Raw genomic sequence first — 16061 nt, 5'->3', positions numbered from 1 at the left:
CATGGGAGTTCCTCGAACACCTGCTCAATACCGTCCCCTATCGCATCCACACGATCCTCACTGACAACGGCATCCAGTTCGCCGAGCAGCCCCGCAACCGGAACACAGCATATTCACGGCAGATGCGGTTCGACATGATCTGTGAGGCAAATGAGATCGAACATCGGCTCACTAAGCCGAACCATCCGTGGACCAATGGCCAGGTCGAACGAATGAACCGCACCATCAAGGAGGCGACGGTCAAACGCTTCCACTACGAAAATCACGACCAGTTGCGAACACACCTTGCCGACTTCATGACAGCCTACAACTTCGCCCGCAGGCTCAAGACCCTCAGCGGGCTGACGCCTTACGAATACATCTGCAAGATCTGGACTTCAGAGCCAGATCGATTCATCCTAAATCCGATCCACCAAATGCCGGGACTGAACAGCTAAGGAGGCTGCAAATTCTCACCATAATTTAGAGCGGCTGGTGACTTTAATGCCGCCAGCCTCCGAGAGCGGTTCGAGTCGCCCCATGTCGCTGCCGGGACCAAGCGACTGAACCGGTTCGGCCCCGTGAACGCGATCATCGCGACAGCGACCAGCAAATGCACAAACGTCTGGCGTGCCCGAGCCCAATGAGAACTTCTGCCCCACGAGATCGTCTGCAAGGTCTGAATGTCACAGCCAAACAAATCTGCCTTCAGGCCGTTCTAAAGGGTCCCCCCGACTAGGCAACGTTTGAATGCGACGTTAGCCCTTTATGGGTTTTACTGCCGTCGATTATGGGGCGGCCTGACCACAGGATCAGTCCGCCCATGCGCATCAAGGTCGAGGCTGCCGTGCACCTGAATAGGGGATCAGCTGTCAAGCCCTTTGAAACGCCTGACTTCGTGCACCACCCTGCGGCAAGACGGCTCATCGCCAACGGTGATGCGAAGAGCCTGGGGCAGCTTGTATCCGCCGACCTTGCGCACCAGCAGGCCTTGTTGGCGCAAGTGCAGTTCGCATGCATCTGCTTCATTCGCTGTCTCAAAACGCGCCAGGACAAAGTTGGCTTCGGAGGAGTCGCATCCGATCCCGATCTCTGTCAGCGCGTCAGTGATCCAGCGGCGCAGACGAGTGTTTTCGACACGCGAGCGCTCCACAAAGTTCTGGTCACGGATCGCGGCCTCTGCGGCAGCGAGTTGGAGGGTGCCAAGATTGAAGGGGCCGCGAATCCGACCCAGAACATCGAGAATGTGTTCGGGACCATAGAGCCAGCCGACGCGAAGACCGCCGAGGGCGTAGATCTTGGAAAACGTTCGAGTCATCACCACGTTCTCTCGGGTCGCGACCAGTGCCGCCCCTGCGTCGTACCCCTCCACATATTCCGCATAGGCGCCATCCAGAACTAGGAGGACATGCGCAGGAAGCGCCTCCGCCAGACGCGTAACCTCATCGACATCCAGCATGGTCCCGGTCGGGTTCGCGGGGTTGGCAATAAAGACAAGCCGGGTCCGCTCCGTCACGGCCGCGAGAATGGCGTCCACATCCACCCGGCGGTCACGCTCTGGCACCTCCACAGGGTCTGCACCGGCGGTGAGGGCAGAGATTCGGTACATCGCAAAGCCATGCTCCGTGTGAATCACCTCAGTTCCGGGACCGGAATAGGCGGTGCAGAGCATGGCAATCAGCTCATCGGAGCCATTGCCACAGATAATTCGATCTGCGTCCAGACCGTGAACCTCTGCAATTGCTGCTCGCAGTTCGGCGTGATCGGTGGATGGATAGCGGTGCAGTGTGTGGCTGACCTTTGCCAGCGCAGCGCGTGCGGACTCTGGTGGTCCAGCGGGGTTTTCGTTCGAGGACAGTTTCACCACATCCCGCACACCGTCCACATGGCTTTTGCCGCCCACATAAGGGGCGATGTCGAGAATGCCGGGCTTGGGGGCGATGGGACTCATAGGGGCGTCTCCGAAAAGGCGGGAAGGCCAGAAAGCGGCAACATAATGGCGAAATGCACCCGTCGGGAAGTCGTTTGCAACGCCTATTTTCCTTGCGCGGGACCCGGAGACCGCAAGGCGCGGCGTAAAATCCACAGGCGCGGATCTTATGCAAAAAAAAACCGCGCCTAAATAAGGCGCGGCTCCCAGTCAGCTAAACCAGTGCCGGTCAGGACCGGCCGGTCTTAGTTCTGAGCGTAATATTCGATAACCAGGTTCGGTTCCATCTGCACCGGATAGGGCACATCGCCGAGTCCGGGGGTGCGAACGAAGGTCGCGGTCATCTTGGAGTGGTCGACTTCCATGTAGTCGGGCACGTCCCGCTCGGCGAGCTGGGAGGCTTCGAGCACAACGGCGAGCTGCTTCGACTTCTGGCGGACTTCGATCACGTCCCCCTCACGCACGCGGTAGGAGGGGATGTTCACGCGCTTGCCGTTCACCAGCACGTGGCCGTGGTTCACGAACTGACGGGCCGCGAAGATGGTGGCCACGAACTTGGCGCGGTAGACGACGGCGTCCAGACGGCGCTCCAGCAGGCCGATGAGGATCTCACCGGTGTCACCGCGACGACGCTCGGCCTCGGCGTAGATGCGACGGAACTGCTTTTCGGTCAGGTCGCCGTAGTAGCCCTTCAGCTTCTGCTTGGCGCGGAGCTGCAGGCCAAAGTCGGACATTTTGCCCTTGCGGCGCTGACCGTGCTGGCCGGGGCCGTATTCACGGCGGTTGACCGGGGATTTCGCGCGGCCCCAGATGTTTTCGCCCATACGGCGGTCAATTTTGTACTTGGCAGACGTGCGTTTGGTCACGGCTGTTCTCCTTTTGCTTTCAAAAGGGCGTTGTCCTTTGGCATACAGGTCCGGATCTGCGATCCGGATAGGCATCCCGACAGGCATCCCCTTGCGGGGGCCACCAACACCAATAGGCGCGCTTATAGATGGGTTTGCGGTGGTGTCAACGCATTGGCCTGCGCCGTGGAAACGCTATACCGTCTGTGACAGGACGTGTGAGAGGGATCTATGGAGATCTGCAGAACGAAAGCCGAGATTCGCGCGGCGCGGGCGGCGATGGGGACGGCCCGCGTTGGGTTGGTGCCAACCATGGGATATCTCCATGACGGGCACCTCTCTCTGGTGCGCGCGGCGCGAGAGAGCTGTGAGAAAGTCATTGTGACGATCTTCGTTAACCCAACGCAATTTGGCCCGAACGAGGATCTGGAGACCTACCCTCGCGACGAAGCCCGCGATCTGGCGCTTCTGGAGGCCGAAGGGGTGGATACGGTATTCCTGCCGGATCCGGCGGAGATGTATGCCGCAGACGCGGAAACCATCGTCGAGACGACCGAACTGTCCGGCGTGCTGATCGGAGCTATCCGGCCCGGGCATTTTCGCGGTGTGGCGACAGTGGTGACGAAGCTGTTTAACATCACCCGCCCCGATGCAGCGTTTTTTGGGCAGAAGGACTACCAGCAGCTTTGCGTGATCCGCCGGATGGTCTGGGATCTCGATATGGATATCGACATCACCGGCGTGCCGATTCGGCGCGAGGAGGATGGGTTGGCCATGTCATCCCGCAACGTGCGGCTGTCGGAGGACCAGCGTGCGGAAGCACCGGCCCTCCATCAGGCGCTCCTCGGTGGCGCCGGGGTGCTGGGGCAGGGCGGAGACGTTGCCGCTGCCGAGACCGCTATACGCGCCCGGCTCGAGGCGGCGAGGGGCAGTGAGATCCGCTCCATCGACATTCGCGACGCCGAGGATCTGTCTCCCGTGACCGGGGTTCCCCGCCGACCGGTTGTGATGTTGCTTGCAGTCTCCTTCGGCGACGTCTTTCTTATCGATAATATGGTCGTACCTGACTAAGAGGACCTGATATGAGCACTCAGACCAGCGCGCCCGTCCGCCGCATCACCGTTCCGCAGATTGCGGCGCGGAAAGGGGGGGAGCCCATCGTCTCGCTGACCTCCTATCACGCGCACACGGCAGCCATCGTGGACAAATATGCCGATTTCATCCTCGTGGGGGACAGCCTCGGCATGGTGATGCACGGGATGGAGACCACCGTGGGGGTGCCGCTCGATCTGATGATCATGCATGGCAAGGCCGTCGTTCGTGGCACTCAGCGCGCGCTGATCGTCGTGGATATGCCGTTTGGCACCTACGAGGAGAGCCCCTCGGTGGCGTTCCGCAATGCGGCCAAGATCCTTAAGGAGACCCAATGCGGCGCGGTGAAGCTGGAGGGCGGCAAGCGCATGGCCGAGACCATCCGTTTCCTGACCGAGCGCGGCGTGCCGGTGATGGCCCATATCGGCCTCACCCCCCAGAGCTCCCACGTCATGGGCGGGTTCAAGACGCAAGGCCGGGACGAGGACAGCTGGCCGCTGCATATCGAGGACGCAAAGGCCGTGGCCGAAGCCGGAGCATTTGCCGTTGTCGTTGAGGGCGTGGTCGAACCGCTGGCGCGCCAGATCACCGAGGCTGTGGACATTCCGACCATCGGCATCGGCGCCAGCGCCCGGTGCGACGGTCAGATCCTTGTCCTCGAAGACATGCTCGGTCTCGGAGACTGGGCGCCGAAATTCGTCAAGGTCTACGGAAACCTAAAACAGGACATCGAAGACGCCGTCAGCGCCTATGCTGATGAGGTGAAGCAGCGCAGCTTCCCTGGCGAAGACCACGTCTACCGGTAAGGAGATCGGAAGGTCCTGGCGGCGCCCCGGGACAAAGTCGTTTCGACCTCTGTCAATTCGTTCGCTGACGGATCTAAGCCTTAGTCGGACTGCGCTTTGATATCTAGAAGCTGGTCGGGTAGCCCCGAGCAATCGTAAGTCACATCTTTCCAGAGTTTAATGAGTTGATCGGTATATGTTTGTGATGACAGAGTTTGCGCGCCTCAGCGCGAAGTTCAGGATCTGTGATGCGCAGTTGCGGGCGCAAATTCTGGACGGGGGGGCGCTGCGCAGTCAGGCCGCTTTGGTCCGGCTGACCGCATCGCTGATGGTCCGTCTCGAATCCTTTGTGCCTCAATCCATCGACGAGCTGGAGGATATTCTGGACTTCTTCGCCATGCAGCGGCTTGAGTTCCCTGAGCCGAATTGTGAGCGCATGTTGAAACCGTGGCAGGCGCTGGCGGCGACGGATCTGGAAAAGCTTGATGTGGCTGCTGAGCCGGCGATACGGTCGCGAAAGCGATCGGCTCCGATGCCTGAGGGCCTGTCTGGTTCCGATCTCACCGATTACGTTTTGTCGAGTGTGGACCGTCTTGCAGTATTCGACCTCCGATCACGCTATCTTGCCGTCAGCGAACCGGAAGCGGCGGCGCTGGGTGTGCGCCCGAACCGGATCTGTGGGCGCTCGCTACGCGATGTCATGGAGCATCAGGCGACCGATAGTCTGATGTCCCACAGTGTCGCCGCGCTCATCGCCAAAGAAGGCCAGCGCTGGGCACAATTCAACGAGATGTCCGAGGTCACGACATTTCATGTTAGCGACACATCGGGTTGCTACTATGCCGATCTCGTTCGCTACACATCCCCGGAAATTGGCGAGAGCCAATCGGATCTGACGAGCGTGTCGCAGGACTAGCTGGCGTCCTGCGGGTCAGTGCGGTCCGTCTCGGCACAACGCTGGGGAGGCTTTTCTGGTGGAGCCGCCCCCCCCCATCCGATAATCCCCTGAACGTCAGAGCGCAGCGGGGACGACCTGATCCGGCGGACGGTGGCCATCGGCGAAGGTCTTAATATTGATGATGACCTTCTCGCCCATCTCCGCGCGCCCTTCTACCGTGGCAGACCCCATATGAGGCAAGAGCACAGTATTCGGGGTCTCACGCAGCTTCGGGTTGATGTCGGACCCGTGTTCGAACACGTCGAGACCGGCACCGGCAATCTTGCCCTGCTCCAGAGCGCGGGCCAGTGCGTTCTCGTCGATCACTTCACCCCGCGAGGTGTTCACCAGCACCGCCGTCGGCTTCATCAGCGCGATGCGACGGGCGTTCATCAGGTGGAATGTCGAGGGCGTGTGCGGGCAATTGACCGAGATCACGTCCATCCGGCTGACCATGTGGTCGAGGCTCTCGTGATAGGTTGCTTCGAGCGGCTCGGTAATTGCGGCGCGGAGGGGGCGGCGGTTGTGGTAATGGATCTGCATGCCAAACGCCTTTGCGCGTTGGGCCACAGCCTGACCGATCCTGCCCATGCCAAGGATGCCGATCCGCCGCCCGGAGATCCGGCCACCGAGCATGGCATTGGGCGACCAGCCGTCCCATGCGCCTGCTTGCATCAACGAGAGACCCTCGGGAATGCGGCGGGTGACGGCCAGCATCAGCGCCATCGTCATATCCGCCGTGTCATCGGTCGAGGCGCCGGGGGTATTCGACACCAGAATGCCCCGCTGCCGGGCCGTGGCCACATCCACATTGTCCACGCCGGAGCCGTACTGGGCGATGAGCTTCAGCCGCTCCCCGGCGCGCGCCAATAGGCCTGCGTCGATTGGGTCCGTAATTGTCGGCACCAGCACATCAGCCGATTGCACCGCGTAAATCAACTCGTCCCGGGTCATGGGGGCGTCGGTATTCCGGAGCTTGACGTCGAACAGTTCCGACATGCGGGCTTCAACGCGCTCGGGAAGGCGTCGCGTAACGACAACACTCAGACGATCGGCGGGCATTATTTCCTCCTCGGCGATTTGATTTTTCCTTCGCCACGCGCAAAGTGGCGGGGAATGGGGTAGGGTACAAGCCGAATGCTCCCAAGACCCGCAAGAGCGGGCATACTGGCGGATGGATCATCGGGCAGATGATGAAGAAACGAGTTCTTGTGGCGGTGCTGACCGCGTCCTTGGCCTGCGCTGCGATGGCGCAGGAGACCGAGGGCCGTGGTCCTGTGACCAACCTGCCCATGCCGCGCTTTGTCTCGCTGAAAGCCAGTGAAGCGAATGTGCGGCGCGGACCCTCCCTGAGCCACCGGGTAGACTGGGTTTATAGCCTGCGGGGCCTGCCGCTCCGGGTGACTGCCGAATACGGCCACTGGCGCAGGATTGAGGATCGGGACGGGCAGGGCGGCTGGATCCACTACTCCCTGCTCTCCGGCGCGCGGACCGCGCTTATTGAGGCCGAGAGTGTCGAACTCCGTAGTCGTCCTGATGTAGATTCGAACGTGGTAGCCGTCGCAAAGCGGGGCGTGGTCGCTCGGATCGAGACCTGCGGCGAGACGTGGTGCCGGATCGCCAAGGACGGATATGAGGGCTGGGTTCACGAGGACGCTCTCTGGGGCGTGGAGCCGGGCGAGATCATCGAGTGATCCCGCCCTGTGCCATTAGCCAAGCAGGCGGCGGGCGATGACCTGAGCCTGAATTTCCGCCGCGCCCTCAAAGATGTTGAGGATCCGCGCATCGCAGAGCAGGCGCGAGGCCACATATTCCAGCGCAAAGCCGTTGCCGCCATGGATCTGCAACCCGTTATCGGCCGCAGCCCAAGCTACGCGGGCGCCGAGCAGTTTCGCCATCCCGGCCTCAAGGTCGCAGCGCCGCCCGTGATCTTTCTCATAGGCAGAGAAATAGGTGAGCTGACGCGCCACCATGATCTCGGCGGCCATCATCGCGAGCTTGCCCGAGACGCGGGGGAATTCGATCAGCGATTTGCCGAACTGCTTGCGGTCGATGGCATAAGTCATGGCGGTATCGAGCGCGGCCTGAGCGACGCCGATGGCGCGGGCGGCGGTCTGGATGCGGGCGCTCTCGAAGGTCTCCATGAGCTGCTTGAAGCCCTTGCCCTCTTCGCCGCCCAAAAGGTTGTCGCCCTTCACCTCGAACCCGTCAAAGCCGAGCTCGTATTCCTTCATGCCGCGGTAACCGAGCACTTCAATTTCGCCGCCGGTGATGCCCGCATCGGGGAATGGCGCCTCATCGGTCCCGGGCGTCTTCTCCGCCAGAAACATGGACAGTCCGGAATAATTGTCCGTCGCCGGATTGGTCCGCGCCAGCAGGGTCATCACATGGGTGCGCGCGGCATGGGTGATCCAGGTCTTGTTGCCGGTGATCTTCCAGATGTCCCCGTCCTTCACCGCGCGGGTGCGGAGGGAGCCGAGGTCGGAGCCGGTATTAGGCTCGGTAAAGACGGCGGTGGGCAGGATCTCGGCGCTGGCGATGCGCGGCAGCCAGCTCTGCTTTTGCTCCTCGGTGCCGCCGCAGAGGATCAGCTCAGCGGCGATCTCAGACCGGGTGCCCAGCGAGCCCACGCCGATGTAACCGCGCGACAGCTCTTCGGAGACCACGCACATGGAGGCTTTGGATAAGCCAAATCCGCCATATTCCTCGGGGATGGTCAGGCCGAAGACACCCAGCTCCGCCATCTCCTCGATGATTTCCATCGGGATCAGCTCGTCCTTCAGGTGCCATTCATGGGCATTCGGCTCGACCCGATCTACGGCGAAACGACGGAACTGCTCGCGGATCATCTCCAGCTCGTCATCGAGTCCGCTGCGGCCATAGGTGTTCTCCGCGCGGCGCTCCTGCATCAGCTCCACGAGCCGGGTGCGAGCAGCCTGAGAGTTGCCGTGGGTCACAAGACGGTCGGCCTCGGGCAGATTCAACGGCCCCGCGTAGAGCCCCAGATCATGCAGGCGCAGCATCTCGCCCTGACTCATCGGGATGCCGCCGCGGATCTGCGCAAGATACTCGCCAAAGGCAATCTGATGGATCAGTTGCTCGACCTCGCCGAACTGGTCGTCGTCGTTCAGCTTTTCGGCCCATGCCTGCATCTGCGTGAGTGACTGGGCATAGGTCGCGAGCCAGGCCACACCATGGGTGGCGTGTTGATGCTCTTCGATCTTTCCGGCACTGACCCGGCCCCCGACGGTCACCAGATCGCGCAGCGCGGCAATGGCGTCGTCGCGCAGGGCGTTTACCGGGGCGACCACTGCGGCGGTGGTCGCCAGAAGGTCATCGAAAAGAACCGGGCGGGCGGTCGCGGCGGTCATGTCCTGTCCATCATGCGGCATCTACGGCTCCACTTTTCTGCGTCTGCAAAGGGGTAACGCCGCATCTGCGCGGGCGCAAGAAGATTTCTTCGCGACGCTGCGAAAGGAACGAATGTGACGCACCTGATGGTCGCGTCAAATTCAGGACCCGTCCCTTTTCTTTATACACTTTCCCGCGCCGGGGGTGTAGGGCGCGGCATGATCTTTGACCTGCTCACCGCCCCCGAACTCCTCGTCTGCCTCGCTGTCGCCGTCGTGGCAGGCTTTATCAAGGGCGCGGTCGGGTTTGCCATGCCGCTGGTTCTCGTGGCCGGTATGACCCTCGTCATCGACCCAAAGCTTGCCATTGCCGGTTTGATCCTGCCCACAGTGGCCTCGAACTTTGTGCAGGTCGCCAAGGCAGGCTGGCACGAAGCCGTTGAAGGCACAAAATACTTCTGGCGCTTCCTTCTCGCCGCTTGCGTGATGATCCTCGCGGTGACTCAGGTCGTGCCGCTGATTTCAGCGCAGGCGGTCTATCTGGCGGTCGGTTTCCCGGTGCTGATCCTGTCGATCATTCAGCTCATGGGCGTGCACTTTCACGTCGACCCCGCGCACAAGACGCGGTGGGACTGGGTGATAGGCACGCTGGCGGGAACGATCGGGGGGATCGCAGGCAACTGGGGCCCGCCGACGGTGCTCTACCTCATCGCGCTGGAGACGGAACGCAAGCGCCAGATGGCGGTGCAGGGCGTGGTTTACGGTGCCGGCTCAATAATGTTGTTGGCGGGGCATCTGAGCTCAGGCCTTCTGACGAGCCAGACGATGCTGTTCTCGGCCACGCTGCTGATTCCGGCCTGGCTGGGGATGCAGTTGGGGTTCCGGTTTGGCGACCGGCTCGACCCCAAGCGCTTCCGGCAGATGACCTTGCTTGTGCTGAGCGTGGCGGCGCTGAACCTTCTGCGCAAGGGCTTCTTTGGCTGACAACGACCTTGCCAGTATCTTTGCGCCGTCCCATCTTGCGATCAGATTGTGAGGAGGCAGCCTATGTATCTGACGATGAACCGGTTCAAGGTCACCCCGGGGCGTGAAGGCGCGTTCGAGGAAATGTGGCGAAATCGCGACTCGCATCTGGATGAGGTCAAGGGATTCGTGGCTTTTCATCTCGTACGGGGTGCGACGACGGACGACCACACGCTCTATGCCAGTCACACTATGTGGGCGGATAAGGCGGCGTTTGAGGCTTGGACCCGCTCCGAGGCGTTCCGCAAGGCCCATAGCGGCGTGAAGCCTCAGACCGATCTCTACCTCGAAGCGCCGGTGCTGGAGGTGTTCGAGAGCGTGGCCTGAGGCACGTCCCAGAGGACGGTTAATGGCTGTCTTGGTGTCAGCTGCGTAGCGGTTTTGGCGGGAATTGTGACCGGCTGACCGGAAGGTCGACAAAGAAATTCCGGCCGCTCGTTATCTCAGAGGTCCTGCAAAACGCGAGGCAGCAAATCCGGCAGATCCTCGGCGATCAAACCTGCGCCCATGTGCCGGGCCGCTTCGGTGTGCAGCCATACGCCGGTCTGCGCCGCTGCGGCGGGTGCTGCGCCGCGAGCCAGCAGCCCGGCGATCAGTCCGGCGAGCACGTCTCCTGAACCGGCGGTCGCGAGCCATGGTGCGGCACGCTCATAGGCGGCGGCGTGAAGCATGACGTTCCCCTCCGGTGTCGCGATCACGGTATCGGGTCCTTTCAGCAGAATGACGCAGCCTGACCGTCGCGCCGCTTCGGCCACGAGATCCGGCTTGCCCCAGCCGGGACCTTCGGAGCGGTCAGCGATATCCGGAAAAAGACGCGCAAATTCCCCTTCGTGGGGCGTCAGAACGCAGTTGGGATGGAGGGCGCTGCGAAGCTCCGGATCTGCTGCGATCAGCGTCAATGCGTCGGCATCAAGCACGGCGGGGCGGGCCGAGACGAGGGCCGTGCCGATCAGTGCAGCTTCACGCGGCCCCAGTCCCAAACCCGGGCCAAGACAAAGCGCGTTGATCCGGGGATCGTCCAACAGGCCAGCAAAGTTCCCGGCGTCATCGACCCGGCGCAACATGAGGGCCGTGATCTGCGCGGCGATCTCCGGCATGGCTTCCGCAGGGGCGCCGATTGTCACGAGGCCAGCCCCGACCCGGAGCGCGGCACGGGCCGCCAGTCGCGCGGCTCCGCTCTGCCCCATGCCGCCCGAGAGAACTAATGCATGACCATAGCTGAACTTGTGGCCGTGTCCTTTGCCCAGCCCGTCAGGCGCGCGGACCAGACGCACCGCGCCTTCTGTGGCGCCAAGGCCGATATCGCAGACCGCCAGCGCGCCGCAAAACCGGGGGCCGTCGCGCAGATAATGGCCGCGCTTGGGCCGGTGAAAGGATACGGTGAGTGTGGCCGGAAGGATACCGCCCTCGGCGCCGATCACCTGACCGCTGTCGGAGCACAAACCCGATGGCAGATCCACAGCGATGATCGGCGCTGCGCCGATCCGTGCCCGCACCGGATCGAAGATCGCCGGATCTACGCCGCGTGCCAGCCCAGTGCCGAAGAGCGCGTCGATCACTAGGTCGGGCTGTGCCCCCATGGCGGCGCTGTCATCAAGGGGCATAACCGTGCCGATCTCCAGCCATCGCTTCCTGTTTGCGAGCGCATCCGGCGCCCCTTGCCCCGGCGCGCCCAGCGCCCGCAGTTCGATCTCTGCGTCCAGATCGTGCAGAATCCGGGCAATCACATAACCATCACCGCCGTTATTTCCGGGGCCACACAGGATCAGCACGCGTTTCCCTGCCGGATCGGGCATCAGCCGCTCCCGGGCCGCGGACACCGCTCCGGCACCGGCGCGCTCCATCAGATCGAGTCCGGTGACGCTGCCTGATTCAATGGCATCCGCCTCGATTTTACGCATCTCCGCCGTGGTCACCGCTGATTCAGGACGCATCGCCATATCTCACCTGCTCAATTTTTATGCGTTACGCGTAAATTTTAATCACTCGACCGCGAATCTTTCGCGCAGTGGGCTGCAAAATCACCCCGCCAATTGTGACCTGCTGCCGAAAGTGGTCTCTGATCTTCAGCAAGCAGAAGGGGTGCGGCCGGATGAAAAAGATCGAGGCGATCATCAAGCCTTTCAAGCTCGACGAGGTCAAGGAGGCGTTGCAGGACGTGGGCATTCAGGGCCTCAGCGTCATCGAAGTCAAAGGCTTCGGACGCCAGAAGGGCCACACGGAGCTCTATCGCGGCGCTGAATATGTCGTCGATTTCCTTCCCAAGGTGAAAATCGAGGTGGTGCTGGACGACGATCAGGTCGAATCTGCCATCGAAGCGATCCTCGACGCCGCCAAAACCGACAAGATCGGCGACGGCAAGATCTTCGTCTCCCCCGTCGAACAGGCCATCCGCATCCGCACCGGCGAGTCCGGCCCGGACGCCCTCTGAAATCCCCACACAGATTTACCACTCAGGAGAACTTCCCATGAGCGCAAGCGACATGCTGAAGACCATCAAGGATGAAGACGTCGAATACGTTGACATCCGGTTCACCGATCCGCGCGGCAAGCTGCAGCACGTGACCGTGATGTCCGATCAGGTCGATGAGGACTTCCTTGAGGAAGGTTTCATGTTCGACGGCTCGTCCATCGCCGGCTGGAAGAGCATCGACCAGTCCGACATGAAGCTGATGCCCGACACGGGCTCGGCCTATATGGATCCGTTCTACGCCGAGAAGACGCTCGCTGTGCACTGCACCGTGCTGGAGCCCGACACCAACGAACGTTATGAGCGTGACCCCCGTGGCACCGCCCGCAATGCCGAGGATTACCTGAAATCCACCGGCATCGGCGATAACTCCTTCTGGGGTCCCGAGGCCGAATTCTTCCTGTTCGACGATGTTCGTTTCTCCGTCGAGATGAACAAGGTGTCCTATCAGGTCGATGCCGTTGACGGCTCTTGGAACTCTGACACCGAGTACGAGATGGGGAATATGGGTCACCGTCCGGGCATCAAGGGCGGCTATTTCCCGGTGAACCCCATCGACGACGCTCAGGACCTGCGCTCTGAGATGCTGTCCACCATGAAGCGCATCGGCATGAAGGTCGACAAGCACCACCACGAGGTTGCTTCCTGCCAGCACGAGCTGGGCATGATCTTCGGCGGTCTGGTGGAACAGGCCGACAACATGCAGAAGTACAAGTACATCATCCACAACGTGGCCCACGCCTACGGTAAATCCGCTACCTTCATGCCGAAGCCCATCGCGGGCGATAACGGCACCGGCATGCACGTGAACATGTCGATCTGGAAGGACGGCAAGCCCCTGTTCGCAGGCGACAAATACGCCGATCTGTCCGATGAGGCGCTGTACTACATCGGCGGCATTCTGAAGCACGCCAAGGCTCTGAACGCCTTTACCAACCCTTCGACCAACTCCTACAAGCGCCTGATCCCGGGCTTCGAGGCTCCGGTTCTGCGCGCCTATTCGGCCCGCAACCGCTCGGGCTGCGTCCGGATCCCGTGGGCCGAAAGCCCGAAGGCCAAGCGCGTTGAGGCCCGCTTCCCCGATCCGTCGGCGAACCCCTATCTCTGCTTCGCGGCCCTGCTGATGGCTGGCCTCGACGGCATCAAGAACAAGATCCATCCGGGCGAGGCCATGGACAAGGATCTCTACGACCTGCCGCCGGAAGAGCTCGAGGGCATCCCGACGGTCTGTCACTCCCTGCGCGAAGCGCTGACCGAGCTGGAGGCCGACACGGACTTCCTGACCGCTGGTGATGTGTTCACCCAGAGCCAGATCGAAGGCTACATGGACCTGAAGTGGGAAGAGATCTACGCCTACGAGCACACGCCGCACCCGATGGAATTCAAGATGTATTACAGCTGCTGATCCATCGTCAGAATGACGGAAACGGCGTCCCTCGGGGCGCCGTTTTTCGTTTCAGAACTAAGCCAAGAAACAGCTTATGGACATCCCTACCTGGACGGTGTCAGGAACGCCGATAAATGGCGGTGTCGCAGATCAGTCCACGCAGTGGCCTTTCTGCGAAACGGAGAACCGGTTGCCCTTTTTAGCGGGCTGAATTAAGCGCTCTGCGGGCTTATGAGCCGCGTCCAGACGTTATAGACGGTATATGGGAGATCCGAGTCGGCTGTCTGGATCACTTGATGGCATTCATGATGTTTTGCGTCAGGTTTACTGTGCTACAGGATGTGTCGTCGGTCGGGACTGGATTTACCGCCGTAGGATCACCCAGACGGGCTGGATGGGTCTGGCAACTTCATGAGCGCGGCGGAGACGTTGCTCCCGATTGCGCTGTGCGGTGGTGCTTTCCCGTTGTCGTATCCACGCCAAGCCTTCAACTCCTCGCTCCTATCTTAAAGGCCTACGAACGAATGTGAGTTCAGGTATTCTCAGCGAAAGCTGCTGCTTAAAGCTTCAATCTCAGCGTTGACCATCGGCTTTTCCGGCCGCCAGGAGTCGAGCTTAAAGCCGGACTGGCAAGCCCGGAGGTCAATCTCGCGCGACCCGAGTTCGCGGCCATTGTCCAGCCTGATCGTCTCGGGGTAACGGCCTGAAGGCAGACCTGATTCAGAGTTGAGAACACATTTTCGCCTTTGTAGCTGAACCTAGCACCCAGTACGGAAACATATCGGGGGAAAGTCTCCACAAGTGAAAAATACACATCCTTCGTGTCGTTGTCAGTTGGTTATGCACAAAGTCTATTAACGAAGAATCATGCGGGTTCACGGCGTCGTCGCGGAATTGGGGAGGCTTCGCCTTCACCCGCCGTTTCGATGTTCGCCTTTTCTCGTCTTCAGGCTCACGCAGCTTCTGCTTGCCCGTCGGCAACATCCCTGCATATCTCTTCCTCCAATTGAGCTGTCTGGCCCCGCTGATCCCGTTCGGCGCGGCAAATCTCGGCACCCGTTATTGCTATTTCTCCTTGCTTTATGCCGGATGCTCTGGTGGTCCACCCCCGTTGAGTGGTCCGGGTTGATTGTTGATGCACCGTGGGGCTCTGGTCCATTGGTACGGTGCTTCCCTGCGCAGGTGGCCTATAACCCGGCGCTGTGCGGTTTGACCGTGTTGTAGTGAACACGCCCTTGCTCGATCAGGACTTTTGCCACTCGAAGGCTGTAGAAGATTTCGGCAATGAGCAACTCGTCGCGGAACCTGGCATTGAAGCTCTCGCAATATCCACTCTGCCAAGGGTGAGGCTGATCAGGAATTGATCCGGGTGATCAATTACCCAACGTGCGGTGCGATGTAGGCCGTCCTCGCTCAGACCCCGATTTGTGCAACAGCGCCATTTATGATAGCAATCGGCCAAATTGAGAGTCTTGTTCTGGGCGAGATAGCGCGTCACCGTATCGCGGAACGCCGACCGCACCTCGTCATCGACATTCAGCCCCTCCGGGCCATATTTGACCGGCTTACCACGCTTCATCCCGTGATCCGCCTTGCGCTTCCCGGCGCCACTGGAATTTGCGTAATCCGGTGTCAGAGCAGCCTGCGTCATCCCGCGCTGCCACCAGCGGCGCAGAAGGCGGTAAAGCCGTTGACGCGTGATCCCCGTCTCCTCGACGCGGTCGTGCGTCAGCGCCGCGCGCCTGCGCGGATCGAAGCTTTCCGGCTGCGCCATGGCGATCGGGCGGATGGCGTCCCAAACCTCATCCCGCCGAGCCTGCTGCGTTTCGAACAGTGCTTCACCGCTGCCAAGCCATGGATCTTTAGTGTCAGCGATAAGGCCTTCGGAAAGCAGTTCCTCGACTTCGTCCCGTCCGCGACAGACCGGCACCGCCCGCTCATCGTCAATATCGATGAACCAGCCACAGAGGTGGTCCTTGAAATTCGACCAGTTTGCCGCCGTGCTAAGCTATAGCATTGGTTTCATTTCAGGCGGCAACCTTCAGGTCCGGAGATTGCCTGTCATAGGCCTCGTCCGGCGTCATGATCCCATGTGATGAGTGCGGGCGTCTTTCGTTGTAGTAGCTGATCCAGTCACCGATCCCGTCCCGGGCTTCGGAACCTGTTTCGAAGGCGTTCAAGTAGACGCATTCGTATTTGAGGGATCGCCAGAGCCGCTCGATCATCCGGTTGTCGATCCAGCGGCCCCGGCCATCCATCGAGA

The 16061-nt window shown here is 61.1% G+C and carries 15 protein-coding genes and 1 pseudogene; 9 read left to right on the top strand and 7 right to left on the bottom strand.

Annotation, left to right across the window (positions count from 1 at the left end; translation table 11 throughout):
* Positions 1 to 437: integrase core domain-containing protein (locus tag FEV53_RS17830; protein ID WP_142836091.1), on the top strand; the 437-nt coding region annotated here is incomplete at its 5' end.
* Between the two features lie 407 nt (positions 438 to 844).
* On the opposite strand, the gene hisC is transcribed toward FEV53_RS17830, so the two are convergent.
* Both hisC and rpsD read right to left on the bottom strand, forming a co-directional pair.
* Entirely contained in the window at positions 845 to 1930 is a 1086-nt protein-coding gene (gene hisC / locus FEV53_RS17825; protein WP_142836090.1) for a histidinol-phosphate transaminase, read from the bottom strand.
* A 224-nt stretch (positions 1931 to 2154) separates the two neighbouring features.
* Positions 2155 to 2775 (bottom strand): 30S ribosomal protein S4, encoded by a 621-nt coding sequence (gene rpsD, locus FEV53_RS17820; RefSeq protein WP_142836089.1) that lies wholly within the window; start codon positions 2773 to 2775, stop codon positions 2155 to 2157.
* A gap of 210 nt (positions 2776 to 2985) precedes the next feature.
* Between rpsD and panC the strand changes: the two genes are divergently transcribed.
* The 3 genes from panC to FEV53_RS17805 all read left to right on the top strand — a co-directional run bounded on the left by panC (position 2986) and on the right by FEV53_RS17805 (position 5547).
* The gene (gene panC, locus FEV53_RS17815; protein ID WP_142836088.1) at positions 2986 to 3825 is read left to right on the top strand and encodes a pantoate--beta-alanine ligase; all 840 of its coding nucleotides are present in this window, start codon (positions 2986 to 2988) and stop codon (positions 3823 to 3825) included.
* A gap of 11 nt (positions 3826 to 3836) precedes the next feature.
* Positions 3837 to 4652, top strand: a complete 816-nt coding sequence (gene panB, locus FEV53_RS17810) for a 3-methyl-2-oxobutanoate hydroxymethyltransferase (protein ID WP_142836087.1) — start codon at positions 3837 to 3839, stop codon at positions 4650 to 4652.
* Between the two features lie 175 nt (positions 4653 to 4827).
* A complete protein-coding gene (locus FEV53_RS17805; RefSeq protein WP_142836086.1) occupies positions 4828 to 5547 on the top strand; it encodes a hypothetical protein in 720 nt (239 codons plus the stop codon).
* 96 nt (positions 5548 to 5643) lie between these two features.
* Here the strand turns inward: FEV53_RS17805 and FEV53_RS17800 are convergent, their stop codons facing one another.
* On the bottom strand, positions 5644 to 6630 hold the full coding sequence (locus FEV53_RS17800; protein ID WP_142836085.1) for a 2-hydroxyacid dehydrogenase: 987 nt from the start codon (positions 6628 to 6630) through the stop codon (positions 5644 to 5646).
* A gap of 128 nt (positions 6631 to 6758) precedes the next feature.
* Between FEV53_RS17800 and FEV53_RS17795 the strand changes: the two genes are divergently transcribed.
* Positions 6759 to 7262 (top strand): SH3 domain-containing protein, encoded by a 504-nt coding sequence (locus FEV53_RS17795; RefSeq protein WP_342778314.1) that lies wholly within the window; start codon positions 6759 to 6761, stop codon positions 7260 to 7262.
* Between the two features lie 15 nt (positions 7263 to 7277).
* Here FEV53_RS17795 and FEV53_RS17790 read toward each other — a convergent pair whose 3' ends face one another.
* On the bottom strand, positions 7278 to 8960 hold the full coding sequence (locus FEV53_RS17790; protein WP_142836084.1) for an acyl-CoA dehydrogenase family protein: 1683 nt from the start codon (positions 8958 to 8960) through the stop codon (positions 7278 to 7280).
* A gap of 177 nt (positions 8961 to 9137) precedes the next feature.
* On the opposite strand from FEV53_RS17790, the gene FEV53_RS17785 reads away from it, so the two are divergent.
* Both FEV53_RS17785 and hmuQ read left to right on the top strand, forming a co-directional pair.
* A complete protein-coding gene (locus tag FEV53_RS17785; protein ID WP_142836083.1) occupies positions 9138 to 9902 on the top strand; it encodes a sulfite exporter TauE/SafE family protein in 765 nt (254 codons plus the stop codon).
* A 63-nt stretch (positions 9903 to 9965) separates the two neighbouring features.
* Positions 9966 to 10268 (top strand): heme-degrading protein HmuQ, encoded by a 303-nt coding sequence (gene hmuQ / locus FEV53_RS17780; protein ID WP_142836082.1) that lies wholly within the window; start codon positions 9966 to 9968, stop codon positions 10266 to 10268.
* 116 nt (positions 10269 to 10384) lie between these two features.
* Here the strand turns inward: hmuQ and FEV53_RS17775 are convergent, their stop codons facing one another.
* Complete coding sequence (locus FEV53_RS17775; RefSeq protein ID WP_342778313.1) at positions 10385 to 11881, bottom strand: NAD(P)H-hydrate dehydratase; 1497 nt, start codon at positions 11879 to 11881, stop codon at positions 10385 to 10387.
* Between the two features lie 152 nt (positions 11882 to 12033).
* Here FEV53_RS17775 and FEV53_RS17770 point away from each other — a divergent pair, with 152 nt between their 5' ends.
* Together FEV53_RS17770 and glnA are read left to right on the top strand one after the other, a co-directional pair.
* Positions 12034 to 12372 carry a P-II family nitrogen regulator gene (locus tag FEV53_RS17770; protein WP_142836081.1) on the top strand — a complete coding sequence of 113 codons (339 nt, stop codon included), beginning with the start codon at positions 12034 to 12036 and terminating at the stop codon, positions 12370 to 12372.
* Between the two features lie 37 nt (positions 12373 to 12409).
* Complete coding sequence (gene glnA, locus FEV53_RS17765) at positions 12410 to 13816, top strand: type I glutamate--ammonia ligase (protein ID WP_142836080.1); 1407 nt, start codon at positions 12410 to 12412, stop codon at positions 13814 to 13816.
* A gap of 1141 nt (positions 13817 to 14957) precedes the next feature.
* On the opposite strand, the pseudogene FEV53_RS17760 reads toward glnA, so the two are convergent.
* Both FEV53_RS17760 and FEV53_RS17755 read right to left on the bottom strand, forming a co-directional pair.
* Positions 14958 to 15141: pseudogene (locus FEV53_RS17760) on the bottom strand (integrase core domain-containing protein); the annotation flags it as partial.
* Positions 15142 to 15825: 684 nt separating this feature from the next.
* A partial coding sequence (locus FEV53_RS17755) for an integrase core domain-containing protein (RefSeq protein ID WP_142836079.1) occupies positions 15826 to 16061 on the bottom strand: 236 nt, incomplete at its 5' end.

It is taken from the genome of Palleronia caenipelagi, assembly GCF_007004065.1.
Taxonomy (GTDB): domain Bacteria; phylum Pseudomonadota; class Alphaproteobacteria; order Rhodobacterales; family Rhodobacteraceae; genus Palleronia; species Palleronia caenipelagi.
This window is presented reverse-complemented; position numbering and strand designations above follow the sequence as displayed.